A 17,263-nucleotide genomic window follows, 5' to 3' on the forward strand; every position below is an offset into this window, starting at 1 on the left:
TCAGGCCCTTTCGGCCGTGGACTCCTCGGCGGTGCCGGCTGCCGCACTGTCGGCGTCCCGCTCCCGCGCCTGCCGCTCACCCTGCCGCCGGCCCCGGCGCAGACCGAAGTAGTAGGCGAGGACACCGGCGCCGAGGGCTGCCTGGAGGGAGAACAGCGCCGACTCGATCTCACCGGACGGCGGTTCGTACAGCGGCGAGAACCAGGGCTTGTAGTCCGGCTCGATCTCGGTGATCGCCGTCTCCGCCTCACCGTCGGCGCCCGTGAACGGCTCCTCCTTGTGGTCGCCGAGGCCGAGTGCGAGCGGCAGTACGGCGAGCGCGGCCACGGCGAGCAGCAGCAGGAGGTTGATCTTCGTGTTCTTCTTCATCGGGCGGCCACCTCGGTCTCGGTCCCGGACTGCTTCTTGGCGAGGAGCACGCCCAGCCGGGTCAGTTCGCCCTTGCTGGACTGCACCAGCAGCCGCATCACGAGCACCGTCAGCAGCCCCTCGCTCACCGCGAGCGGGATCTGGGTGACGGCGAAGATGGTGCCGAACTTGCCGAGCGCGCCCACGAACCCGCTGCCCGGGTCGGGGAAGGCGAGCGCCAGCTGCACGCTGGTGACGCAGTACGTGGACAGGTCGGCGAAGAACGCCCCGAAGAAGACCGCGACCATCAGCGGCACGTCGTACCGCCGCAGCAGTTTGTACACGGCGTATCCGGCCCAGGGCCCGACGATCGCCATGGAGAAGACGTTGGCGCCGAGCGTGGTCAGACCGCCGTGTGCGAGCAGCAGCGCCTGGAAGAGCAGGGTGATGGTGCCCAGCACCGCCATGATGGGTGGCCGGAAAAGGATGGCTCCCAGGCCCGTTCCGGTGGGGTGGGAGCAACTGCCGGTGACCGACGGCAGTTTCAGAGCGGACAGGACGAACGTGAAGGCACCGGAGGCACCGAGGAGCAGGGTGCTCTCGGGGTGCTCGCGCACTTCACGGGTGAGCGACCGGACCCCGTGGACGACGAACGGCGCCGACGCGACGCCCCAGGCGACCGCGTGTGCCGGCGGCAGAAATCCCTCGGCTATGTGCATGGCTCAGCAGACCCTCTCCAGCACCTCGTGGATGGTTGACGCGCCTTGGCCGGTCTCCTGGCTTACGGGTACCACCGCCCGTACTCCGCCTTCCCGGGTCACAAGGACCCAGTGGCTGCCCGTGAGGGCCGGAGCCGGACTTCCCGATTCACAGTGGCGAGGGCCGCACCGGCATCACACCGGCTTTCCCGTTCACCAAGGCGTGGTGACAGTAATGCCGAGATAAGGACGATGACAAGCCACCCGAGGGGGCGCGAGAGGGGGCGCGCGAGGGGGCGACCGCTCGCACGGCGGCGCAGGGCCGCTCAGTCGTCGCCCCCGTCGTCATCGTCGTCGCCGTTCTCCCAGGTCTGACGGGGCTTCTCCTGCCGGGGTTTGTCCGCCTTTCGCGGCGGGTCGGCCGTCTCCTGCGCCGGAGCCGTGGGGCTGGGGGTCGCTTCGACCGGGGTCGGGGGAGCGGGTGCGTTGGTGGACGGGGTGATATCGGCCACTGTGCCGGCGGCCGGAGCGGTCGCGTCCGGAGCCGTGCCCGCCGCCGGAGCGGAGGAGAGGGGCGAGGCGGAGCCGGCGGACGGCGTGGCGGCGGGGCTGCTCGCGGAGGGGGACGCGTCGGGTTCCGTGCCCTCCGTCGCGGTGTCGTCGGGCGAGAACCACAGCATGCCGGCGAGCATCGCGGCGGCGAAGAGTGCCGCCGCGGCGATCGTCGCGGCCGCTCTGCGCCGGTTGTCGTTGCCGCCCCGGGGTGCGGCGCGACGCGCACGACCGGTCTGGGCCGTGCGGCCGGTGCGCAGCCCCGGGGCGCCGGGCAGCGCGTACGTGGCCGGGTTGCGGGTCTCGGTGGCCGGATACGGCCTCGGCGCGGCGGACGTCACCGGGGGCGCGGCGTCCGGCAGCGGCTCGGGCAGCCCTCGCCAGGCGCCGCCGGCGAACCACTCGGCGGTCCGCTGGGCGGTGGGCCGGTCCTCGGGCTGCTTGGCGAGCAGGCCGAGCAGGTAGTTCTCGAAGGCCGGCGGGAGCCCGGCGACACCGAGCTCGCGGGGCGGTACGGGCGCGGAATCGAGGTGCTGGTGGAGGAGCGCGACGGCGGTGTCGGCCTGGAACGGCGGTCGGCCGCTGAGGAGTTGGTAGAGCAGACACCCCAGGGAGTACATGTCGGAGGCGGGACCGGCGGGCTGGCCCAGGGCGCGTTCGGGCGCGAGGTAGAGGCCGGTGCCGACGATCTGGCCGGTGGCGGTGAGCGCGGCGCCGGGATCGTCGAGGAAGCGGGCGATGCCGAAGTCGCCGATCTTCAGGGTGCCGTGGGCGTCCAGCAGGAGGTTGGCGGGTTTGACGTCACGGTGGACGATGCCCTGCGCGTGTGCGGCGGCGAGCCCGGAGGCGGCCTGCGCGGCGAGATCGGCCACCCGCTCGGCGGGAAGCGCGCCGGAGACGGCCAGCACCCCGGCGAGGCTGTCGCCTTCGACCAGTTCCATCACCAGGTACAGCCGGTTGTCGTACTCGCCGAAGTCCAGGACACCGACCAGATGGGGGTGGTTGAGACGCCCGGCGGTCTGGGCCTCCAGACGGAACCGGGAGGCCGCCGTGACATCGGTGTCCTGGGGCAGCAGCAGCTTGACGGCCACCGCTCTGGCGAGCGTCTCGTCGTACGCGCGCCAGACCTCTCCCATTCCACCGCGCCCGATCTCAACATCCAGCCGGTAGCGGCCCGCTAGCAGCACTCGTCCTCGTCTCATGCGTGGGGGAAGGTACGTCGCCGCATGCCGAACTCCCCGTTTTGACGCGGGGGTTGGTGGGGAACGTCGCAGCCGACCCAGGATACTGGCGCCGCGCGACCACTGATCTCCGCAGCGGTGCGGAGGGACGGTACGGTCCCGGAAATCCGGGAGCGGAGGAATCGCCCGGCGGGGTGACGGTGCGGTGCGCGCGGTTGCCGGGGGTGTCCTTCGCGCGTCTCGGGGCGCCGGGGTCGTCTTCTGGTGCCCGGGCGTGCCGGATCAGGCCGGCTCGTCCGCCCCCTCTGCCCGCTCCTCCCGGCGCGGCAGCAGAGCCACCGTCAGGGCCGGTACGGCCGCGAGGACCAGCCAGGGCACGGCGGCCGGGAGGCCGAGGTCGAGCAGGGAGCCGGTGGCCGCGCTGCCGGCCAGGACGATCAGGCCGGAGACGGAGGACAACGCGCCCATGTAGAGGCCGATCCGGCCCTCCTCGGCCAGGTCGGGCACCCAGGCGCGGGCGGCGGGCACGACCAGCATCTGTCCCACGGTGAGCAGCACGACGAAGCCCGCGGCGGGCAGCAGCCCGGCGACGCCCGTCCAGCCGGCGGGGCGCGCCGCGGCCACCACCGCGAAACCGGCGGCGATCAGCAGCAGCCCGGCCGTCATGGAACGGCGCAGGTCCAGCCGGTCGCCCGCCCAGCGGGTCACCGGCAGCTGGGTGAACACCACCAGCGCCGAAGACAGGGCGAACAGTCAGGACAGCGGCGCCTGGGAGCCCGCCGCGCGCTGCACCTCGTCCGGCAGGGCCAGATACAGCTGGTTGTAGGCGAGCAGGTACGAGCCGTACGCCCCGCACAGGGCCAGGAAGCGGCGGTTGCGGAGCAGCACGCGCGCCCCGCCCCGCTCCCGGGTGCGGGCCCGGCCCGGGATGTGTTGCGGCATCAGCCACAGATGCCCGGCCAGGACGAGCACGAAGACCGCCGCACCGGCGAGGCACGCGGTGCGGAAGTCGACGGCGAGCAGCAACCCGCCGAGCAGCGGTCCGACGAAGGCCCCGGCCTGGCCCGCGACGCTGAACAGGGCGAGGAGGCGCGTGCGCGAGCCGCGTCCCTCCTCCTCCCAGACCACCGCCTGACGGGCCACCTCGGACTCCACGGCGGGAGAGAACAGCGCGGCGGCGAAACCGATCACCAGCACGGCGCCGATCACGGCCCAGCTCGCCTCCGCGTACCCGAGCCACGCGAACCCGGCGATCCGCAGCACACAGCCGGCCAGCACGACCGGCCGCACCCCGAAGCGGTCCACGAGCCAGCCGCCGACCACGAACAGCCCCTGCTGGCTGAAGGTGCGCAGCCCGAGCACGAACCCGACCAGCCAGCCCGCCATGCCGATCGCGGTGCCCAGGTGCTCGGCGAGGAACGGCAGGACGGCGTAGAAGCCGACGTTGAAGGCGAGCTGAGTCAGGATCAGCAGCCGCAGCAGCGGCGACAGCTCCTTCCAGAGCCGCCAGGTGCTCTCGGCCGGGGTCTTGGATGTACGGGCGGCCCGGCGGGCCAGCACGCGGGAGATGAGGTCGGTCATCGTTCTTCCGCCGGTGAGGTGGACACAGAGGTGGGCACAGGGGCCAGGAGGGCGTCGGGGCTGTTCCGCTGCCGCCGCGGGGGCATGACCCGCTCCCCGGGCGGCCCGGCCGGGCTCTCGGGCCGCTTGCGCCGCCGGGGCAGCCGTACGCCGCCCGCGGCCGTCACCGCGAGCGCCCCCAGCAGTGCGAGTACGGCGGCGGGGAAGAGGACGGCCCAGGGGGCGCGCTCGGCGTACGGCTGGTTCTCGGCGAGCAGCAGGCCCCACTCGGGGGACGGCGGCTGGGCGCCCAGGCCGAGGAAGCCGAGCGCGGCGAGGCTCAGCGCGATGCCGGGCAGCCGGAGCAGGGCGTGCCGGGCCACCGGCGACAGCACGGCCGGCAGCAGTTCGTGCCAGAGCAGGTACCAGCGGCCGGCGCCCAGCGCGCGGGTCGCGGCCAGGTGGGTGGTCGCGCGTTCCTGCCGCAGCAGGGAGGACGTGTGGGCGGCCAGCGGGGACCAGGCCACGACGCCCACGGCGAACGCCGGCGTCCAGGGCCCGCTGCCCGCGATGCCGGCGACGAGGAGTCCGGCCAGGACGGGCGGCACGGCGGCGACGGTGTCGACCAGCGGCCCCGACAGCCTCGGCAGCAGCCCCAGCAGCAGCCCGGCGACGAGGGCGGCGGCGCTCACCGCGAGGGCGATGCCGAGGGTGGTCAGCGCGCCGTGGGAGACCCGGGCCAGGACGTCCCGGCCCAGCGCGTCCGTCCCGAACGGATGCGCCAGGGAGGGGGCCCGCAACCGGGCGAGGGTGTCCAGGGCGAGCGCGTCGCGGGGCAGGCCGAACCCGATGACGGCGGCGAGCAGCGCCCCGTAGAGCAGGGGCAGGGCGCGGGGCGCGGTCGGGCCGGGGCGGTGCAGGGAGTGCAGGGCGCCGTCGCGCAGCGCGGGCCCGATGAGCAGCCGGGCCGACAGCCGGGCGAGGACCCCGGCGAGGGCCGCGACCAGGACGAGGGCGAGGGCGCCGGTCTGCAGGACGGGCAGGTCCTGGGCGAGGGCGGCCTGGAGGGTGAGCCGGCCCAGGCCCGGGATGTCGAAGATCTGCTCGACGGCGACCGAACCGCCCGTCAGGCCGACCACGAACAGGCCCAGATTGGGCAGCAGCCCGGGCACGCAGCGGCGCACCGCCTGCCGTGCCACGGACCTCGGCGGGACGCCGCGTGCCGCGGCCGCCAGTGCCCACGGTTCGGCGAACGCGCCGGGCAGCAGGTCGTCCAGCATCCGTCCGAGGATCGCCCCCGCGGGCAGACCGAGGGCCAGCGAGGGCAGCACCATCCACTGCGGCCCGTACCAGCCGAGGGCGGGCAGCCAGCCCAGCTGGACGCCGATCACCGAGGCCAGCACGGAGGCGACGAGGAACTCGGGCAGTGCGGCCAGCACGGCCGACGCCGTGCCGCCGGGGCCGCGTGCGGCGAGTCGCCCCCGCGAGCCGAGCCGGAGTGTGCGGGCGCACACCGCCGCCACGGTGCCCGCCGCGACCACGAGCGCCCCGGACATCAGCAGCAACGACGCGCCGAGCGCCTGCACGACGCCGGGCAGCACCTGGCCGCCGGACACCCACGACGTGCCCGCGTCCCCGTGCAGCAGCCCGCCCAGCCAGCGGCCGAGCAGTGCCGGCGGGCCGTCGTCCAGGCCGAGTTGGTCGCGGATGGCGCGCAGGGTCTCGGGCGTCGGATCGCGGTCCGCCGAGCGGGCCTTGAGCACGGTCAGCGCCGGGTCGGTGCGCGACAGCCACGGCAGCAGCCCGATCGCGCCCACCAGGGCGGCCATGAGCACGGCCCGCCACAGCAGCGTCGGGCCACCGCCCCGAGCGAGGACGCGCAGGGCGGCGAGGCCCTTGGCGAGGGGTGAGGTCGAGGTGTTCAGCGTCGTCCCCGTGGTGCTCAAGCGAAGGGAATCTCGAAGTGCACCACGCCGGTGCCCCCGCCGGGCACTTCCTCCCGCTCGTCGCACACCACCTTGCCCAGCGCCCGCCACAGGCCCATCGCACCGGGCGAGTGCGGATACGTGTGCAGATACACGGACCGGTAACCACCGTCGGCCCGGGCGAAGCCGACCAGACCTGCCACCAGCCGCCGGGCCAGTCCGCGCCGCCGGTGTGCGGGGCCGACGTACAACCGCCGCAGCTGCGCGGTCTCGCCCGAGGGGTATCGCTCGGCCAGCCAGCGCGGGTTCGGCGGATGCGCCGGCCCGCGCGCGTCCAGCGCCCCCGTGGCCGCCACCGTCCCGTCCCGCTCGTCCACGGCCACCAGGAGGGTGTGCCGCGGCGGTTCGACGTAGAACGGCACCGGGTCGATGATGTCGGCGTGCCAGCGCGGCACATAGCCGGTGTCGAAGTCGCGGTACACGGCGTCCAGCATCACCGCCCGCGCCCCGTCGATGTCCGCAGGCGTGGCTTCCCTGATGCTGTAGTCGTGCATTTGCGCATCATATGCAAATCACATGAACGCTCATTCGGGGGTCGCTGATGTGATGTCGGGGGCGGCCGATGTGATGTGGCTCAGCACGCACCGCCAGCGCCCGTCCCGCTTCACGAACACGTCCGTCGTCCACTCGTCGGCGTCGTAGCGTTCGCCCCGATAGTGGGCCGTGTCGGTGACCCGTCCGGTGACCACGGCCGTGTCGCCGTAGACGCGGACCCTGGGACGGGTCCTGAGGTCCATCGCGGAGTGGGTGAGCTCCCCGGACTCGACGAGTGAGAGGAATTTCTCCTTCGGGTCGATTCCCGACGCGGAGACGATCACCCAGTCGTCCGCCATGAAGTCCGCGATAAGTGCGGGGTCGTTGGCGATGATCGCCGCCGCCCAGTCCCGCGCCAGACCGGCGAGCTCGCGGACGGTGTCCTCGCCGGGTTCCTCAGCCGCCGCGTCGGGACCTTGGTTCATCTCGCGACCGTAGCGCGTCAAGGCCGCGATCCGGGGTGTTCAGCAGTCCGGGTGACCTCGCGCGTCCCGGGCGCCGCCGAGGGAAAAGGATGCGGTCGTCGTTGCCCGGCCGTCCGCCCGCCGCCCGAAGGTGATCCCCCGTGTCCCTGACCGCTCCCGCCCACTCCGCCGTCGGCACCGCGCCGCAGTCCCAGAGCCCGGTCGACATCCGTCCGCAGGCCACCGACGTCTCGGCCCTGCCACCCCTGCGCCTGCGCCATCCGGCGCGGCTCACGATGCGTCTGCGCTTCGAGCGCCCGAAGCGGCACCGGCCCGACTGCGTCCGGGCCGAGGAGGGCTCGGTGAAGGCCGAGCCGCCGCGCGGACAGGACTGCCTGATGAGCGTCGGCGACGCGACCTACTACTTGGAGGACATCCACTGGCACACGCCGTCCGAGCACACCGTCGGCGGGGTGGCGTTCCCGATGGAACAGCACCTGAAGTACGCACGGACGATCGGGGACGGGGACGGGGACGCGAGCGCGGCCGGTGCGAAGGAGTACGCGGTGCTCGCCGTCTTCGTCCACCCGGGCGACCCCAACGGCTCCCTGGACCGGCTGCTGGAATCCGCCCGCCGGAACGAAGACCCCTGGGACGTGCCCGACGTGGACATCGACACCCTGCTGCCGCCCTGCACCGAGTCCTACCACTACCTCGGGTCCACCACGACCTGCCCCTACACCACCGGGGTGCGCTGGACGGTCCTGACCCATCCCGTCCAGGCGTCCGCCGCCGCGCTGGAGCACTACCGGAGCCTCTTCCCCGAGGGCAACGCCCGCGAGGTGCAGCCGCTCGGGAAGCGGCGTATCGCCGGGGACAGTCATCGCTGGTGGTGAATCGCCCGGCTGCGGGCCGGCCGCACCACCCGTTCACCGGGCGGCGGGCCGGTTCAGCCCTGGGCCGGGGTGAGCACCACGAAGTCCGCGTTGGCCGGGTCGAGGCAGACGGCCAGCCGGCCGACGCCCTCCGCGTCCTCGGGACCCATCTGTACGCTGCCGCCGTTCTCCCGGACCTTGGCCACCGCGGCGTCGCAGTCGTCGACGGCGAAGACCGGGTGCCAGTACGGCCGCCCGTTCGCCAGCGACAGGTCCGACTTGCCGACCTCCATGAGCCCGCCGTGCATCCGCTCCTCGGGCAGTCCGGCGGGGGTGATGAGGGTGTACGTGCCCCCGCCGCCCGGCAGCGGCATGTCGCTGAACCGCCAGTCGAAGAGTCCGCCGTAGAACTCCTTCGCGGCCGCCGCGTCGCTCGTGTACAGCTCGGTCCAGGACAGCGAGCCCGGCTCGTCGACCAGGTCGAGGCCCTTGGTCGTCCCCGGCTGCCAGACGGCGAACTGGCCTCCCTGCGGGTCGGTGTACTGCGCCATCCGGCCCCATCCCTCGAGGTCCATCGGCGGGACGCGCACGCTGCCGCCCGACTGCTCGACGGCCTTGGTCGTGGCGTCCGCGTCGGCGACGCTGTAGTAGAGCATCCAGGCCGAGCGGGCTCCCTCCTCGGTGAGCTTGCCGATGCCGGCGACGATCTTGCCGTCCTTCCGGAACATCCCGCCCTCGAAGTCCTCGCTCTCGCCCATGGACTCGTAGTCCCACCCGAGCACGGCGCCGTAGAAGGCAGCGGCGGTCCGGACGTCCGGAGCCCCGAGGTCGAGCCAACAGGGGGAACCGGGGGCGAACTCCGTGGTGATCATGGCGATGCTTCCCTTCCGCAGGTCCAGTGTGCCCAGCGTGACACCGGGCACTGACAAGCGCCCGTCGGCCGCTCTCCGACGGGGGACCTCGGGTCGGTGCTGCCCGGTGACGGCCGGGTGCGCCCGGTGATGATCCCCGGCGGGTGGTCCGGCCGTGGAATCATCGGGGGTCGTCGACCGGTCGGGTGGTCGCGGAGTTCTGTGCTGTGAGGGTGGTGGCGGGCGTGGTGGTCGGCTGGGAGTGGGACGACACGTTGTTCTCGGGCACCGCCGCCTACTACGAGCGGGGGCGGCTGCCGTACGCCGCCGGGCTGGCGGACGCGCTCGCCGAGGAGTTGCGGCTCGACGGGCAGGGCCGCCTCCTCGACGTGGGCTGCGGGCCCGGAACCATCGCCCTGAGCCTCGCGCATCTCTTCGGCGAGATCGTCGGGGTGGACCCCGACAGCGGGATGATCGCCGAAGCCGGGCGCGGGGCCGCCGGCCGGGGAGTGGGCGCCAAGACCCGGTGGGTGCGGGCGCGGGCCGAAGACCTGCCGGCGGGGCTCGGCACGTTCGCCGTCGCCACCTTCGGTCAGTCCTTCCACTGGATGGACCGTGACCTGGTGGCCGCGACCGTCCGGGACATGCTCCGGCCCGGCGGGGCCCTGGTGCACATCGCCGACCTGAAGACGGAGCCCCGGACCGTCGACGGCATGCCGCACCCGGCGCTCCCCTATACGGGGGTGGACGACCTGGTGAAGCGGTATCTGGGTCCCGTGCGACGAGCGGGCCGCGGGGTGCTGGCGCAAGGGACACCGGGGGCCGAGGACGAGGTGTTCGCCCGGGCGGGCTTCTCCGGCCCCCGGCGTCTCGTCGTGCCCGGCGGGCAGGTGCTGGAGCGGACCTTCGACGATGTAGTCGCCTGGGTGTTCTCCATGTCGTTCTCGGCTCCGCATCTCTTCGAAGGGCGCCGCGGCGACTTCGAGGCGGACCTGCGGCTGCTGTTGCGCGAGGCCTCGCCGTCGGGCCGGTTCTCCGAACGGGCACCGAGCACGGAGGTCTTCGTGTGGCGGAAGGCCCCGGCCACTGCCTGAACGCGTGGTCGGCCGCGTCAGTGGACGGACATACCGCCGTCGACGTAGACCGACTGTCCGGTGACGTAGGCGGACGCCGGGCTCGCCAGGAAGACGGCCGCGCCCGCGAAGTCCTCGGCCAGGCCGTTCCGCCCGATCAGCGTGCGTTCGGCGAGGGCGGCCACCTTCTCCGGGTCCGACGACAGGCGCTTGTTGAGCGCAGTCATGACGAAGCCCGGCACCAGGACGTTGCAGGTGACGCCGCGCGGCGACCACGCCTCGGCCTGGGAACGCGCCAGCGACTCAAGACCGCCCTTCGAGGCGCCGTACGCGCCGCTCTGCACGAACGCCCGATGCGCCTGCTGCGAGCTGATGTGCAGGATCCGCCCGAACCCGCGCTCCGCCATGCCCGGGCCGAAGCGCTGCCCGAGCAGGAAGGGCGCCTCGAGGTTGACGGCCATCGTGAGGTCCCAGACGTCCTCGGTGAGTTCCTCCATCGGCGGGCGCAGATTGATCCCGGCGCTGTTGACGAGGATGTCGGGCTCCCCGAACGCCTCGACCGCGCGCTCGGCGGCCGTCCGCACACCCTCACGCGTGCTCAGGTCCGCGCTGACCCACGCGGCGCGGCAGCCCTGAGCCGTCAGCTCCTCGACCGTCGCGGTCAGTCCGGCCTCGCCACGGGCCACGACCACCACGCTCGCGCCGGCGCGTGCGAGGGCGCCGGTGATGGCGCGACCGATGCCGGAACTGCCGCCGGTGACCACCGCGACGCGGCCGTCCAGGGAGAACAACTCGGAGAGATACGCCTGCGTTGACCGGGCGGCCTGTGTCGTCATGACCCGACACTCTAAGCCGATCGATCACAGGGGGAGACGGCGGGACAGGGTGACAGCCCGTGCCGTCCACGCCCCCCGGAACACGCGGCTGCCGCATACTGGCACGTCATGGACCACACCCCTCACCACCCCGAACGGCACCCGCGCGGGACGGCGTCCTGGGGGACCGCCGTGAAGGCGACGCTGCACTGTCTGACGGGGTGTGCGATCGGCGAGATCCTCGGCATGGTCATCGGCACGGCGCTCGCCTGGGGCAACGTGCCCACCATGGTCCTGGCGATCGGGCTCGCCTTCGTCTTCGGCTACTCGTTCACCCTGTTCGCGGTCCTGCGGGCCGGCCTCGGCCTCAAGGCCGCGATCAAGGTCGCGCTGGCCGCGGACACGGTCTCGATCGCGGTGATGGAACTCGTGGACAACGCGATCATCGCGCTCACCCCGGGCGCGATGGAGGCCCAGCTCACGGACGGACTGTTCTGGTCCGCGCTGCTGGGCGGTTTCGCGGTCGCGTTCCTGATCACGACCCCGGTCAACAAGTGGATGATCGGCCGGGGCAAGGGTCATGCCGTCGTGCACGCCCACCACTGACGCGAAGTCACCGTTCGGCGCAGGAGAGTCACCCGCGGCCGGTGAGCAGCCGTACCTGACCCTCGGGGAGCTTCGGCCACCAGTGGTGGTAGCGGCGGTAGACCTCGGTGTCGCGGTCGGTCAGGAGTCTTGTCAGCGACGCGGCCTCTGCCGCGAGACCGTCCCACGTGGTGCGTGGCAGGTCGTGGAACGCCGTGGCCTCGATGCCGCCGTCGAGCGCGCGCCACACGCCGGCGACCCGGCCGTCGACCAGGAGGGTGGGCAGCACGTCACCGTTGACGCGGATCACCAGACGGCGATAGTCCGGGGGGATCACGCGGCTGCGGTCGGCGTGGGCCAGCAGGACGCTGTCCCACATGGCCATGAGCCGTGGTGGGGCCGGGGTGTCCGCCGGTGGGCGCGGGGCGCCCGGTACGTCGAACAGGACCGTTCCGTCCGGTCCGCGCAGCTGCTCCACCGCGTCGGACAGGGAGAGGAGCGCCTGGCGTACGGGCTGCCGCGGCAGCATCGCGAACTGCGCCACGTCCGCGACCGACGCCGGCCCGAAACCCTTCAGATACCGAAGGATGAGCTGCCCGAGCGCCTCCGCTGCCGGCTCCCGGCCCGTCGGCACGGGACCGGTCCGCGCCGCGACGAACGACGCCCGGGTGCCGAACGACCACGGTCCCCCGGTGGGGAGGTGGAGCAGCGGCGCGTACCCCTTGAGTCCCCACCACGCACCGGCCTTCTTGTCCGCGCCGACCCGATCCTCCAGCCATGCCTGAAGCTCCGCGGCCGTCCGCGGCCGGTCGGCGAAGTCAAGCAGCTCCGGGACGAGTGCCTCGCCGTCGGCCGGTGTGAGACCCGCGGCGGCGAAGCGGTAGCCGAGCCGTGAGGCGTACAGGGTCTGCTGCATCGCCTCACGGAACACCTGGTAGTCGTCCGCGTGGACCGCGTGCAGCGTGATCCGCATAAGGGTGGCCTTGACCACCGCACGCCGCGCGAAGGCGTCGTCCAGCTCGGCCGGAGAGAAGCCGGCCAGCCGGTTCCACAGCGCCACGTACGGCGAAGCGGCATGCTGCGCCTGGAGCGCCACCACACGCCGCACGGCCTCCCCGGCCTCCATCACCTCCCGGCCCAGCAGCAACTGACGTCCGAGGGTCGCCCGGTTGAGCTCCTGCGCGGTGATGTCCACGCCGGGGATTCTGCCGTGACCCGACCGGAGGCATCGATTCCTGGTCAGTGGCCTGGATCACACGTCACGGATTGAGTATCAGGGCCGGGCGATTTCCGTACCCAGGGGTGACGGGGTGGGGCCGGATGCGAAGATGAGGCGCCATGACAGCTGGGTGGTGTGCTCGCGCGACACGGGCCGCGGTGTTCGCGGCCGTCTGTGTCGTGCTCGCCGCCCTGGGGCACGTCATGATGTCCGGCGACCATGTGCCCCTGTCGACACTGGTGGCCGGGTGGGCCGTGACGGGTGCGGCGGGCTGGTGCCTGGCGGGCCGCGAGCGCGGACTCCGGCTGGTCGTCGCCGTCGCCGTGATCGTCCAGACCGGACTGCACTCGGCCTTCTCGCTCGTGCCGGCGCCGGCCTCCGGGGCGGTGGGTGGCACGGACTCCATGGACATGCCCTCCATGGGCCATGGCATGGGCTCCATGGGGCACGAAATGGGCTCCATGTCCCACCACATGGCGCATACGGGACACACCCCGGACGGTGACTCGTCCCTCGGTATGCTCGCCGCCCACCTGCTGGCCGCGCTGCTGTGCGGTCTGTGGCTGGGCCACGGTGAACGGGCCGTCTTCCGGCTGCTGCGCGCCGTGGGCAGCCGGCTGGCCGCGCCGCTGCGGCTCCTGTTCGCCCTTCCCACGCCGCCGCCCCCGCCCGTGCGCGTTCGGCGCTGGTCCTCGGACCGTGCGCCGCGCCTTCTCCTTCTCGTCCACGCGATCACCTCTCGAGGACCGCCCGTGGGGGCCGCTGCCGCCTGACGGCAGCCGGCAGTCCCGGGGCAGCACTCCGCGCGCCCCGGTCTCGGTCGTACGTCCGTACCTCACGCCGTACGGATGCGGCCGTATCCCCGCTCACCGGGCCGCACGCGCGTGCGCGTGCTCCCGGAATTCCGAGAAGGACACCAGGTGATCACTCCTGCCCTGCCCCTTTCATCCGAGAGAAGCCCGTCGGCCGACGAGTCGATAACCGCCTGGGCGCTGGCCGCCCGCGGCGGCGACTCCGCCGCCGTCGACCACTTCGTGCGCGCCCTGCACCGTGACGTCATCCGCTACGTCGCCCACCTGTGCGCCGATCCGCAGGCCGTGGACGATCTGGCGCAGGACACGTTCCTGCGGGCGCTCGGCAGCCTGCACCGGTTCGAGGGCCGTTCCTCGGCGCGCGTCTGGCTGCTGGCCATCGCCCGGCGTGCGGTGGCGGACAGCCTCCGGTACTCCGCCGTGCGCCCCCGCCCGGCCGATCTGGCGGACTGGGAGCTGGCGGTCGAGCTCGCCCAGCCGCGCGGCCTGCCCGGCTTCGACGACGGCGTGGCACTGCTCGAGCTGATGGACGGACTGCCCGAGGAGCGGCGCGAGGCGTTCGTCCTCACGCAGCTCCTCGGTCTGCCGTACGCGGAGGCCGCCGCGCTGAGCGACTGCCCGGTCGGCACGGTCCGCTCCCGGGTGGCCCGTGCCCGGGCGACGCTCATGGCCCTGCTCGCTGAGGCGGAGCAGACGGCGACACCGGCTGGGCCGCGGTCACCCGCCCTGGCCGCGGCCTGACGTACCACGGCCCTCGGTGCCCGCCGGCTCCGTCCGGCGGGCACCCCGCTCGCAAGCGGCTCAGGAGGACTGGGCGTCGTCGTCCAGGAAGTGGAACCCGGGCCCGGGATGCATCAGGAAGTCGTGATGCGAGATGTTCCAGGCGTAGGCGCCCGCCAGGGAGAACACCACCCGGTCCCCGGCCCTGAGTTCCGGCACCGGTACCCGGCGGGCCAGCACGTCCTTCGGTGTGCACAGCTGCCCCGCGAGCGTGACGGGCCCGTTCTTCGCCGCCGGTCGCGGCCAGGGGTGCGGCCAGGTGTCCACGGGCAGGACGGAGCAGGGCTGGTCGTGTCCCTTCGTCGCCGGGGTGCGCAGATGGTGCGTGCCGCCCCGGACGACGGCGAACTCCTCGCCGTGGCTGTGCTTCACGTCCAGCACCTCCGTGGCGTACCAGCCGCAGTACGCGGTGAGCGCCCGCCCCGGCTCGATCCGCAGCGTCAGCCCCGGATGCGCCTCGGTGAGCCGGTCCAGCCCCTCGCCGTACGCGGCCCAGTCGAAGCGGCGTTCCGGGTCCGTGTAGTCGACGCTCATGCCGCCCCCGACGTTCACCTCCGCGACCGGCACACCGAGCCCCGTGGCCCAGCCGACCACGCTCTCCGCGATCCCCACCAGCTCGGCCGCTTCCGGGCCGCTGGCCAGGTGGGCGTGGACGCCGCGCAGTTCGAGTTGCGGGTACGTCCCGTCGGCGAGCGCCCGGATCACGGGCTCGGCCCGGGCGGGGTCCAGGCCGAAGGGCGTCGGCCGCCCGCCCATCGCCAGCGAGCTCCCGGCGAGCGAGCCGTCGGGATCCGGCAGGTTGACGCGCGGCAGCACCCCGACACGCCGCCCGGGCGCGACGCGGCGGGCCAGCTCGGCCAGCACGCGCAGCTCGTGCTCGCTCTCGACGTGGAAACGCTCGACGCCCCGCTCCAGCGCGGCCGTCACCTCGTCCGGCGTCTTGCCGGGCCCGCCGAAGGCCAGCGGCCGGCCCGGCACCGCCTTGGCGACATGCGTGAGTTCACCGCCGGACGCGACCTCGTATCCGTCGACGCAGGGCTCCAGCGCGGCCAGGATCTCCGCCTCCGGGTTGGCCTTGGCCGCGTAGTACAGCTCGACCCGCCCGGGCAGCGCGGCCCGGATCCCGGCGGCGTGTGCGCGCAGGGCCGCCAAGTCGTAGAGGTAGGCGGGGAGTTCCGGGGACGGCAGCGACAGGGCACGCTCGCGCACCGCGGGGGTCGGGTGGGTCATCGGGAGCTCCTCTTCGCCTCGTGCAGCACCTCTTCGCCCAGCGGCGACGGCAGCCGGACGTATCCGGCCTCGCGGTCGGCCTTGCGCTCCCAGCGGGTGAGCAGGTTGGTCTTGGCGGGCAGCGGCACCCCGGCGAGGAGGGCGGCCAGGCGGGGTGGGCAGCCGTGCCGGTCGGCGTAGGCGCGCAGCGTGTCCCGCACGCGTGCCCACAGCGCCGCCTCCGTCTCCGGATGCAGGTCGGCGAGGGCCGCCAGCATCTCGGCCACGTGGTTGACCAGCAGGCAGTACACGACCCGGTCCCAGCCGCGCCGCGCGTCGTACGTCATCGGTCCGGCCACCTCGGGCGGCAGCGCGGCCAGTGTCTCCGAGTGCTGCTCGGGCACCAGCTTGGTGCCCTCCAGGTCCCGGAAGAGGACCTGGGCGGGCCGGCCGGCGTTGTCGACGCAGAGCAGCACGTTCTGCAGATGCGGCTCCAGGACCAGGCCGTGGTCGAAGTAGGCGGCGAGGACGGGCGGCAGGAGGAGGTCCAGGTAGGCCGACCACCAGTCGAGCACCGTGGCCGCGTCCGCACCGGCGAGGAGCCGGGAGACCTGGGCGGCACCCGTCGGGTACTCGTCGGCGACGGCGGCCGCGAGCAGGGGAGTGATGCCGGGGGCGGCCCGCCGGGACAGGCCCTCGCGGACGATGACGCCGAAGCCCTCCAGCAGGTCGCGGTCCGGCACGCCGTCGGGGCCGGGCAGGGCGAGGCCGCGGTAGGCGGGTTCGCGCAGCACGGCGCTGCCGGGGAAACGCCCGGCCAGGTCGGCCAGGGCCGGGGTCAGTGCCCGGGTGAGGGCGACCGCCCCGGTCAGCTCGTAACTGCTGTTCTTGCGCAGGCAGTTGGTGATCCGCACGTTCAGGCTGAACTTCAGGAACGTCTCCCCGTCGTACAGCGTGCGCACGGACGCGGTGGCCGCGAAGGGCCGGCCGCCCGGTCCCAGGTCGAGCACGTCACCGCGGTCCAGGGCGGCGCGCAGCAGCGGGTGCTCCCGGAGCGTCTCGTACTGCCAGGGGTGGGCGGGCAGCAGCCGGTAGCCGGCCGGGACCTCCGGGCGCTGCCGGTCCAGGGCGGCGGTGGCCCATGGTTCGGCGCTCTCCTGCGCGATCAGGTGCTCCCGCACGGCGAGGTGCCGCAGCGGGAAGGAGGCGCCCGTCTCGGGGGCGTACGCGGCCCAGGAACGCGGATCGCCGGTGCGGGCCTTGGGCGTGGGGTGAAAGCGGTGCCCGAAGAGCAGGGACTGCTCGGAGGCGAGGTAGGCGGACCGCGGGTCACCCGGCAGGCCCGGGGCTCGGGGCAGGGCGTGTCCGGCGGTGAGCGCACCCTCGACGGCCGTGTGGCTGGAGACGACCTGCGCCAGGAACTCCTCGTTGCGCACACCGGTGCGCAGCGACAACTCGTCACGCGTGTACTCGGCCAGCCGCCGCCAGTCCACGTCCGCCCAGCCGCCGGCCCGCTCCTCGCGCACCGGGCCGGTGAACCGGTGCGCGCCGAGCAGCGACGTACGGCGCAGGGCCACACACAGCAGCACCCCGCGGCGGGGCAGCCGCAGCAGCAGACGGCCGTCGGCGACGACGGTCTGCCGCTCGGGCCCGGACACCTCGCGCAGCAGACAGTTCAGCAGGGTGTGGGCCACCACGTCGTCGGCGGTGGGCAGGCGGACCGGTGCCGCGGTGCGGCCGGGAGATTCGGTCAGCGGGGGCATGGCAGGCTCCAGCGGTTGC

The 17,263-nt window shown here is 73.5% G+C and carries 16 protein-coding genes, 1 pseudogene and 1 riboswitch; of the genes and pseudogenes, 5 read left to right on the top strand and 12 right to left on the bottom strand.

Annotated elements, in window-relative coordinates:
• The 7 genes and pseudogenes from OHU35_RS38400 to OHU35_RS38430 all read right to left on the bottom strand — a co-directional run bounded on the left by OHU35_RS38400 (position 1) and on the right by OHU35_RS38430 (position 7,283).
• Entirely contained in the window at positions 1-369 is a 369-nt protein-coding gene (locus OHU35_RS38400; RefSeq protein WP_359892933.1) for an energy-coupling factor ABC transporter substrate-binding protein, read from the bottom strand.
• A complete protein-coding gene (locus OHU35_RS38405; RefSeq protein WP_189722098.1) occupies positions 366-1,067 on the bottom strand; it encodes an energy-coupling factor ABC transporter permease in 702 nt (233 codons plus the stop codon). The genes OHU35_RS38400 and OHU35_RS38405 overlap by 4 nt, the downstream gene beginning before the upstream one ends.
• A gap of 29 nt (positions 1,068-1,096) precedes the next feature.
• Positions 1,097-1,304: riboswitch (cobalamin riboswitch) on the bottom strand.
• A 68-nt stretch (positions 1,305-1,372) separates the two neighbouring features.
• Positions 1,373-2,800 (bottom strand): serine/threonine-protein kinase, encoded by a 1,428-nt coding sequence (locus OHU35_RS38410; protein WP_405508617.1) that lies wholly within the window; start codon positions 2,798-2,800, stop codon positions 1,373-1,375.
• Positions 2,801-3,061: 261 nt separating this feature from the next.
• Positions 3,062-4,360: pseudogene (locus OHU35_RS38415) on the bottom strand (MDR family MFS transporter).
• Positions 4,357-6,168 (bottom strand): ABC transporter permease subunit, encoded by a 1,812-nt coding sequence (locus OHU35_RS38420; RefSeq protein WP_405509408.1) that lies wholly within the window; start codon positions 6,166-6,168, stop codon positions 4,357-4,359. Before OHU35_RS38420 ends, OHU35_RS38415 begins: the two are co-directional and overlap by 4 nt.
• Before the next feature lie 113 nt (positions 6,169-6,281).
• Positions 6,282-6,818, bottom strand: a complete 537-nt coding sequence (locus tag OHU35_RS38425) for a GNAT family N-acetyltransferase (protein ID WP_189722096.1) — start codon at positions 6,816-6,818, stop codon at positions 6,282-6,284.
• A gap of 30 nt (positions 6,819-6,848) precedes the next feature.
• Positions 6,849-7,283 (bottom strand): nuclear transport factor 2 family protein, encoded by a 435-nt coding sequence (locus tag OHU35_RS38430; RefSeq protein WP_405508618.1) that lies wholly within the window; start codon positions 7,281-7,283, stop codon positions 6,849-6,851.
• Between the two features lie 140 nt (positions 7,284-7,423).
• On the opposite strand from OHU35_RS38430, the gene OHU35_RS38435 reads away from it, so the two are divergent.
• Positions 7,424-8,158, top strand: coding sequence for a carbonic anhydrase family protein (locus tag OHU35_RS38435; protein ID WP_405508620.1), 735 nt, complete (start codon positions 7,424-7,426; stop codon positions 8,156-8,158).
• A gap of 53 nt (positions 8,159-8,211) precedes the next feature.
• On the opposite strand, the gene OHU35_RS38440 is transcribed toward OHU35_RS38435, so the two are convergent.
• Positions 8,212-9,009, bottom strand: a complete 798-nt coding sequence (locus tag OHU35_RS38440) for a VOC family protein (protein ID WP_359892922.1) — start codon at positions 9,007-9,009, stop codon at positions 8,212-8,214.
• Between the two features lie 224 nt (positions 9,010-9,233).
• On the opposite strand from OHU35_RS38440, the gene OHU35_RS38445 reads away from it, so the two are divergent.
• Complete coding sequence (locus tag OHU35_RS38445) at positions 9,234-10,082, top strand: class I SAM-dependent methyltransferase (protein WP_405509409.1); 849 nt, start codon at positions 9,234-9,236, stop codon at positions 10,080-10,082.
• 17 nt (positions 10,083-10,099) lie between these two features.
• Here OHU35_RS38445 and OHU35_RS38450 read toward each other — a convergent pair whose 3' ends face one another.
• Entirely contained in the window at positions 10,100-10,897 is a 798-nt protein-coding gene (locus tag OHU35_RS38450) for an SDR family NAD(P)-dependent oxidoreductase (protein WP_405508621.1), read from the bottom strand.
• Positions 10,898-11,005: 108 nt separating this feature from the next.
• Here OHU35_RS38450 and OHU35_RS38455 point away from each other — a divergent pair, with 108 nt between their 5' ends.
• Positions 11,006-11,482: a DUF4396 domain-containing protein gene (locus OHU35_RS38455; RefSeq protein ID WP_405508623.1), complete on the top strand. Its 477-nt coding sequence runs from the start codon at positions 11,006-11,008 to the stop codon at positions 11,480-11,482.
• Between the two features lie 28 nt (positions 11,483-11,510).
• Here OHU35_RS38455 and OHU35_RS38460 read toward each other — a convergent pair whose 3' ends face one another.
• Positions 11,511-12,656 carry a winged helix DNA-binding domain-containing protein gene (locus tag OHU35_RS38460; RefSeq protein ID WP_189722090.1) on the bottom strand — a complete coding sequence of 382 codons (1,146 nt, stop codon included), beginning with the start codon at positions 12,654-12,656 and terminating at the stop codon, positions 11,511-11,513.
• 143 nt (positions 12,657-12,799) lie between these two features.
• Here OHU35_RS38460 and OHU35_RS38465 point away from each other — a divergent pair, with 143 nt between their 5' ends.
• Complete coding sequence (locus OHU35_RS38465; protein WP_189722089.1) at positions 12,800-13,453, top strand: hypothetical protein; 654 nt, start codon at positions 12,800-12,802, stop codon at positions 13,451-13,453.
• A gap of 147 nt (positions 13,454-13,600) precedes the next feature.
• Positions 13,601-14,233 (top strand): sigma-70 family RNA polymerase sigma factor, encoded by a 633-nt coding sequence (locus OHU35_RS38470; protein WP_189722088.1) that lies wholly within the window; start codon positions 13,601-13,603, stop codon positions 14,231-14,233.
• A 60-nt stretch (positions 14,234-14,293) separates the two neighbouring features.
• On the opposite strand, the gene OHU35_RS38475 is transcribed toward OHU35_RS38470, so the two are convergent.
• Together OHU35_RS38475 and OHU35_RS38480 are read right to left on the bottom strand one after the other, a co-directional pair.
• Positions 14,294-15,502: a type III PLP-dependent enzyme gene (locus tag OHU35_RS38475; protein ID WP_405508626.1), complete on the bottom strand. Its 1,209-nt coding sequence runs from the start codon at positions 15,500-15,502 to the stop codon at positions 14,294-14,296.
• Positions 15,499-17,244, bottom strand: a complete 1,746-nt coding sequence (locus tag OHU35_RS38480; RefSeq protein WP_405508628.1) for an IucA/IucC family protein — start codon at positions 17,242-17,244, stop codon at positions 15,499-15,501. The genes OHU35_RS38475 and OHU35_RS38480 overlap by 4 nt, the downstream gene beginning before the upstream one ends.
• Between the last annotated feature and the right edge of the window lie 19 nt (positions 17,245-17,263).

The sequence above is a fragment of the Streptomyces purpurascens genome, from assembly GCF_045040895.1.
Taxonomy (GTDB): domain Bacteria; phylum Actinomycetota; class Actinomycetes; order Streptomycetales; family Streptomycetaceae; genus Streptomyces; species Streptomyces purpurascens.

What these genes read in the sequence shown, in the direction of transcription:
- OHU35_RS38425 (WP_189722096.1), bottom strand. Translation starts at nt 6,818, where the DNA reads ATGCACGACTACAGCATCAGGGAAGCCACGCCTGCGGACATCGACGGG.
- OHU35_RS38405 (WP_189722098.1), bottom strand. Translation starts at nt 1,067, where the DNA reads ATGCACATAGCCGAGGGATTTCTGCCGCCGGCACACGCGGTCGCCTGG.
- OHU35_RS38475 (WP_405508626.1), bottom strand. Translation starts at nt 15,502, where the DNA reads ATGACCCACCCGACCCCCGCGGTGCGCGAGCGTGCCCTGTCGCTGCCG.
- OHU35_RS38450 (WP_405508621.1), bottom strand. Translation starts at nt 10,897, where the DNA reads ATGACGACACAGGCCGCCCGGTCAACGCAGGCGTATCTCTCCGAGTTG.
- OHU35_RS38400 (WP_359892933.1), bottom strand. Translation starts at nt 369, where the DNA reads ATGAAGAAGAACACGAAGATCAACCTCCTGCTGCTGCTCGCCGTGGCC.
- OHU35_RS38455 (WP_405508623.1), top strand. Translation starts at nt 11,006, where the DNA reads ATGGACCACACCCCTCACCACCCCGAACGGCACCCGCGCGGGACGGCG.
- OHU35_RS38420 (WP_405509408.1), bottom strand. Translation starts at nt 6,168, where the DNA reads ATGGCCGCCCTGGTGGGCGCGATCGGGCTGCTGCCGTGGCTGTCGCGC.
- OHU35_RS38410 (WP_405508617.1), bottom strand. Translation starts at nt 2,800, where the DNA reads ATGAGACGAGGACGAGTGCTGCTAGCGGGCCGCTACCGGCTGGATGTT.
- OHU35_RS38430 (WP_405508618.1), bottom strand. Translation starts at nt 7,283, where the DNA reads ATGAACCAAGGTCCCGACGCGGCGGCTGAGGAACCCGGCGAGGACACC.
- OHU35_RS38440 (WP_359892922.1), bottom strand. Translation starts at nt 9,009, where the DNA reads ATGATCACCACGGAGTTCGCCCCCGGTTCCCCCTGTTGGCTCGACCTC.
- OHU35_RS38480 (WP_405508628.1), bottom strand. Translation starts at nt 17,244, where the DNA reads ATGCCCCCGCTGACCGAATCTCCCGGCCGCACCGCGGCACCGGTCCGC.
- OHU35_RS38465 (WP_189722089.1), top strand. Translation starts at nt 12,800, where the DNA reads ATGACAGCTGGGTGGTGTGCTCGCGCGACACGGGCCGCGGTGTTCGCG.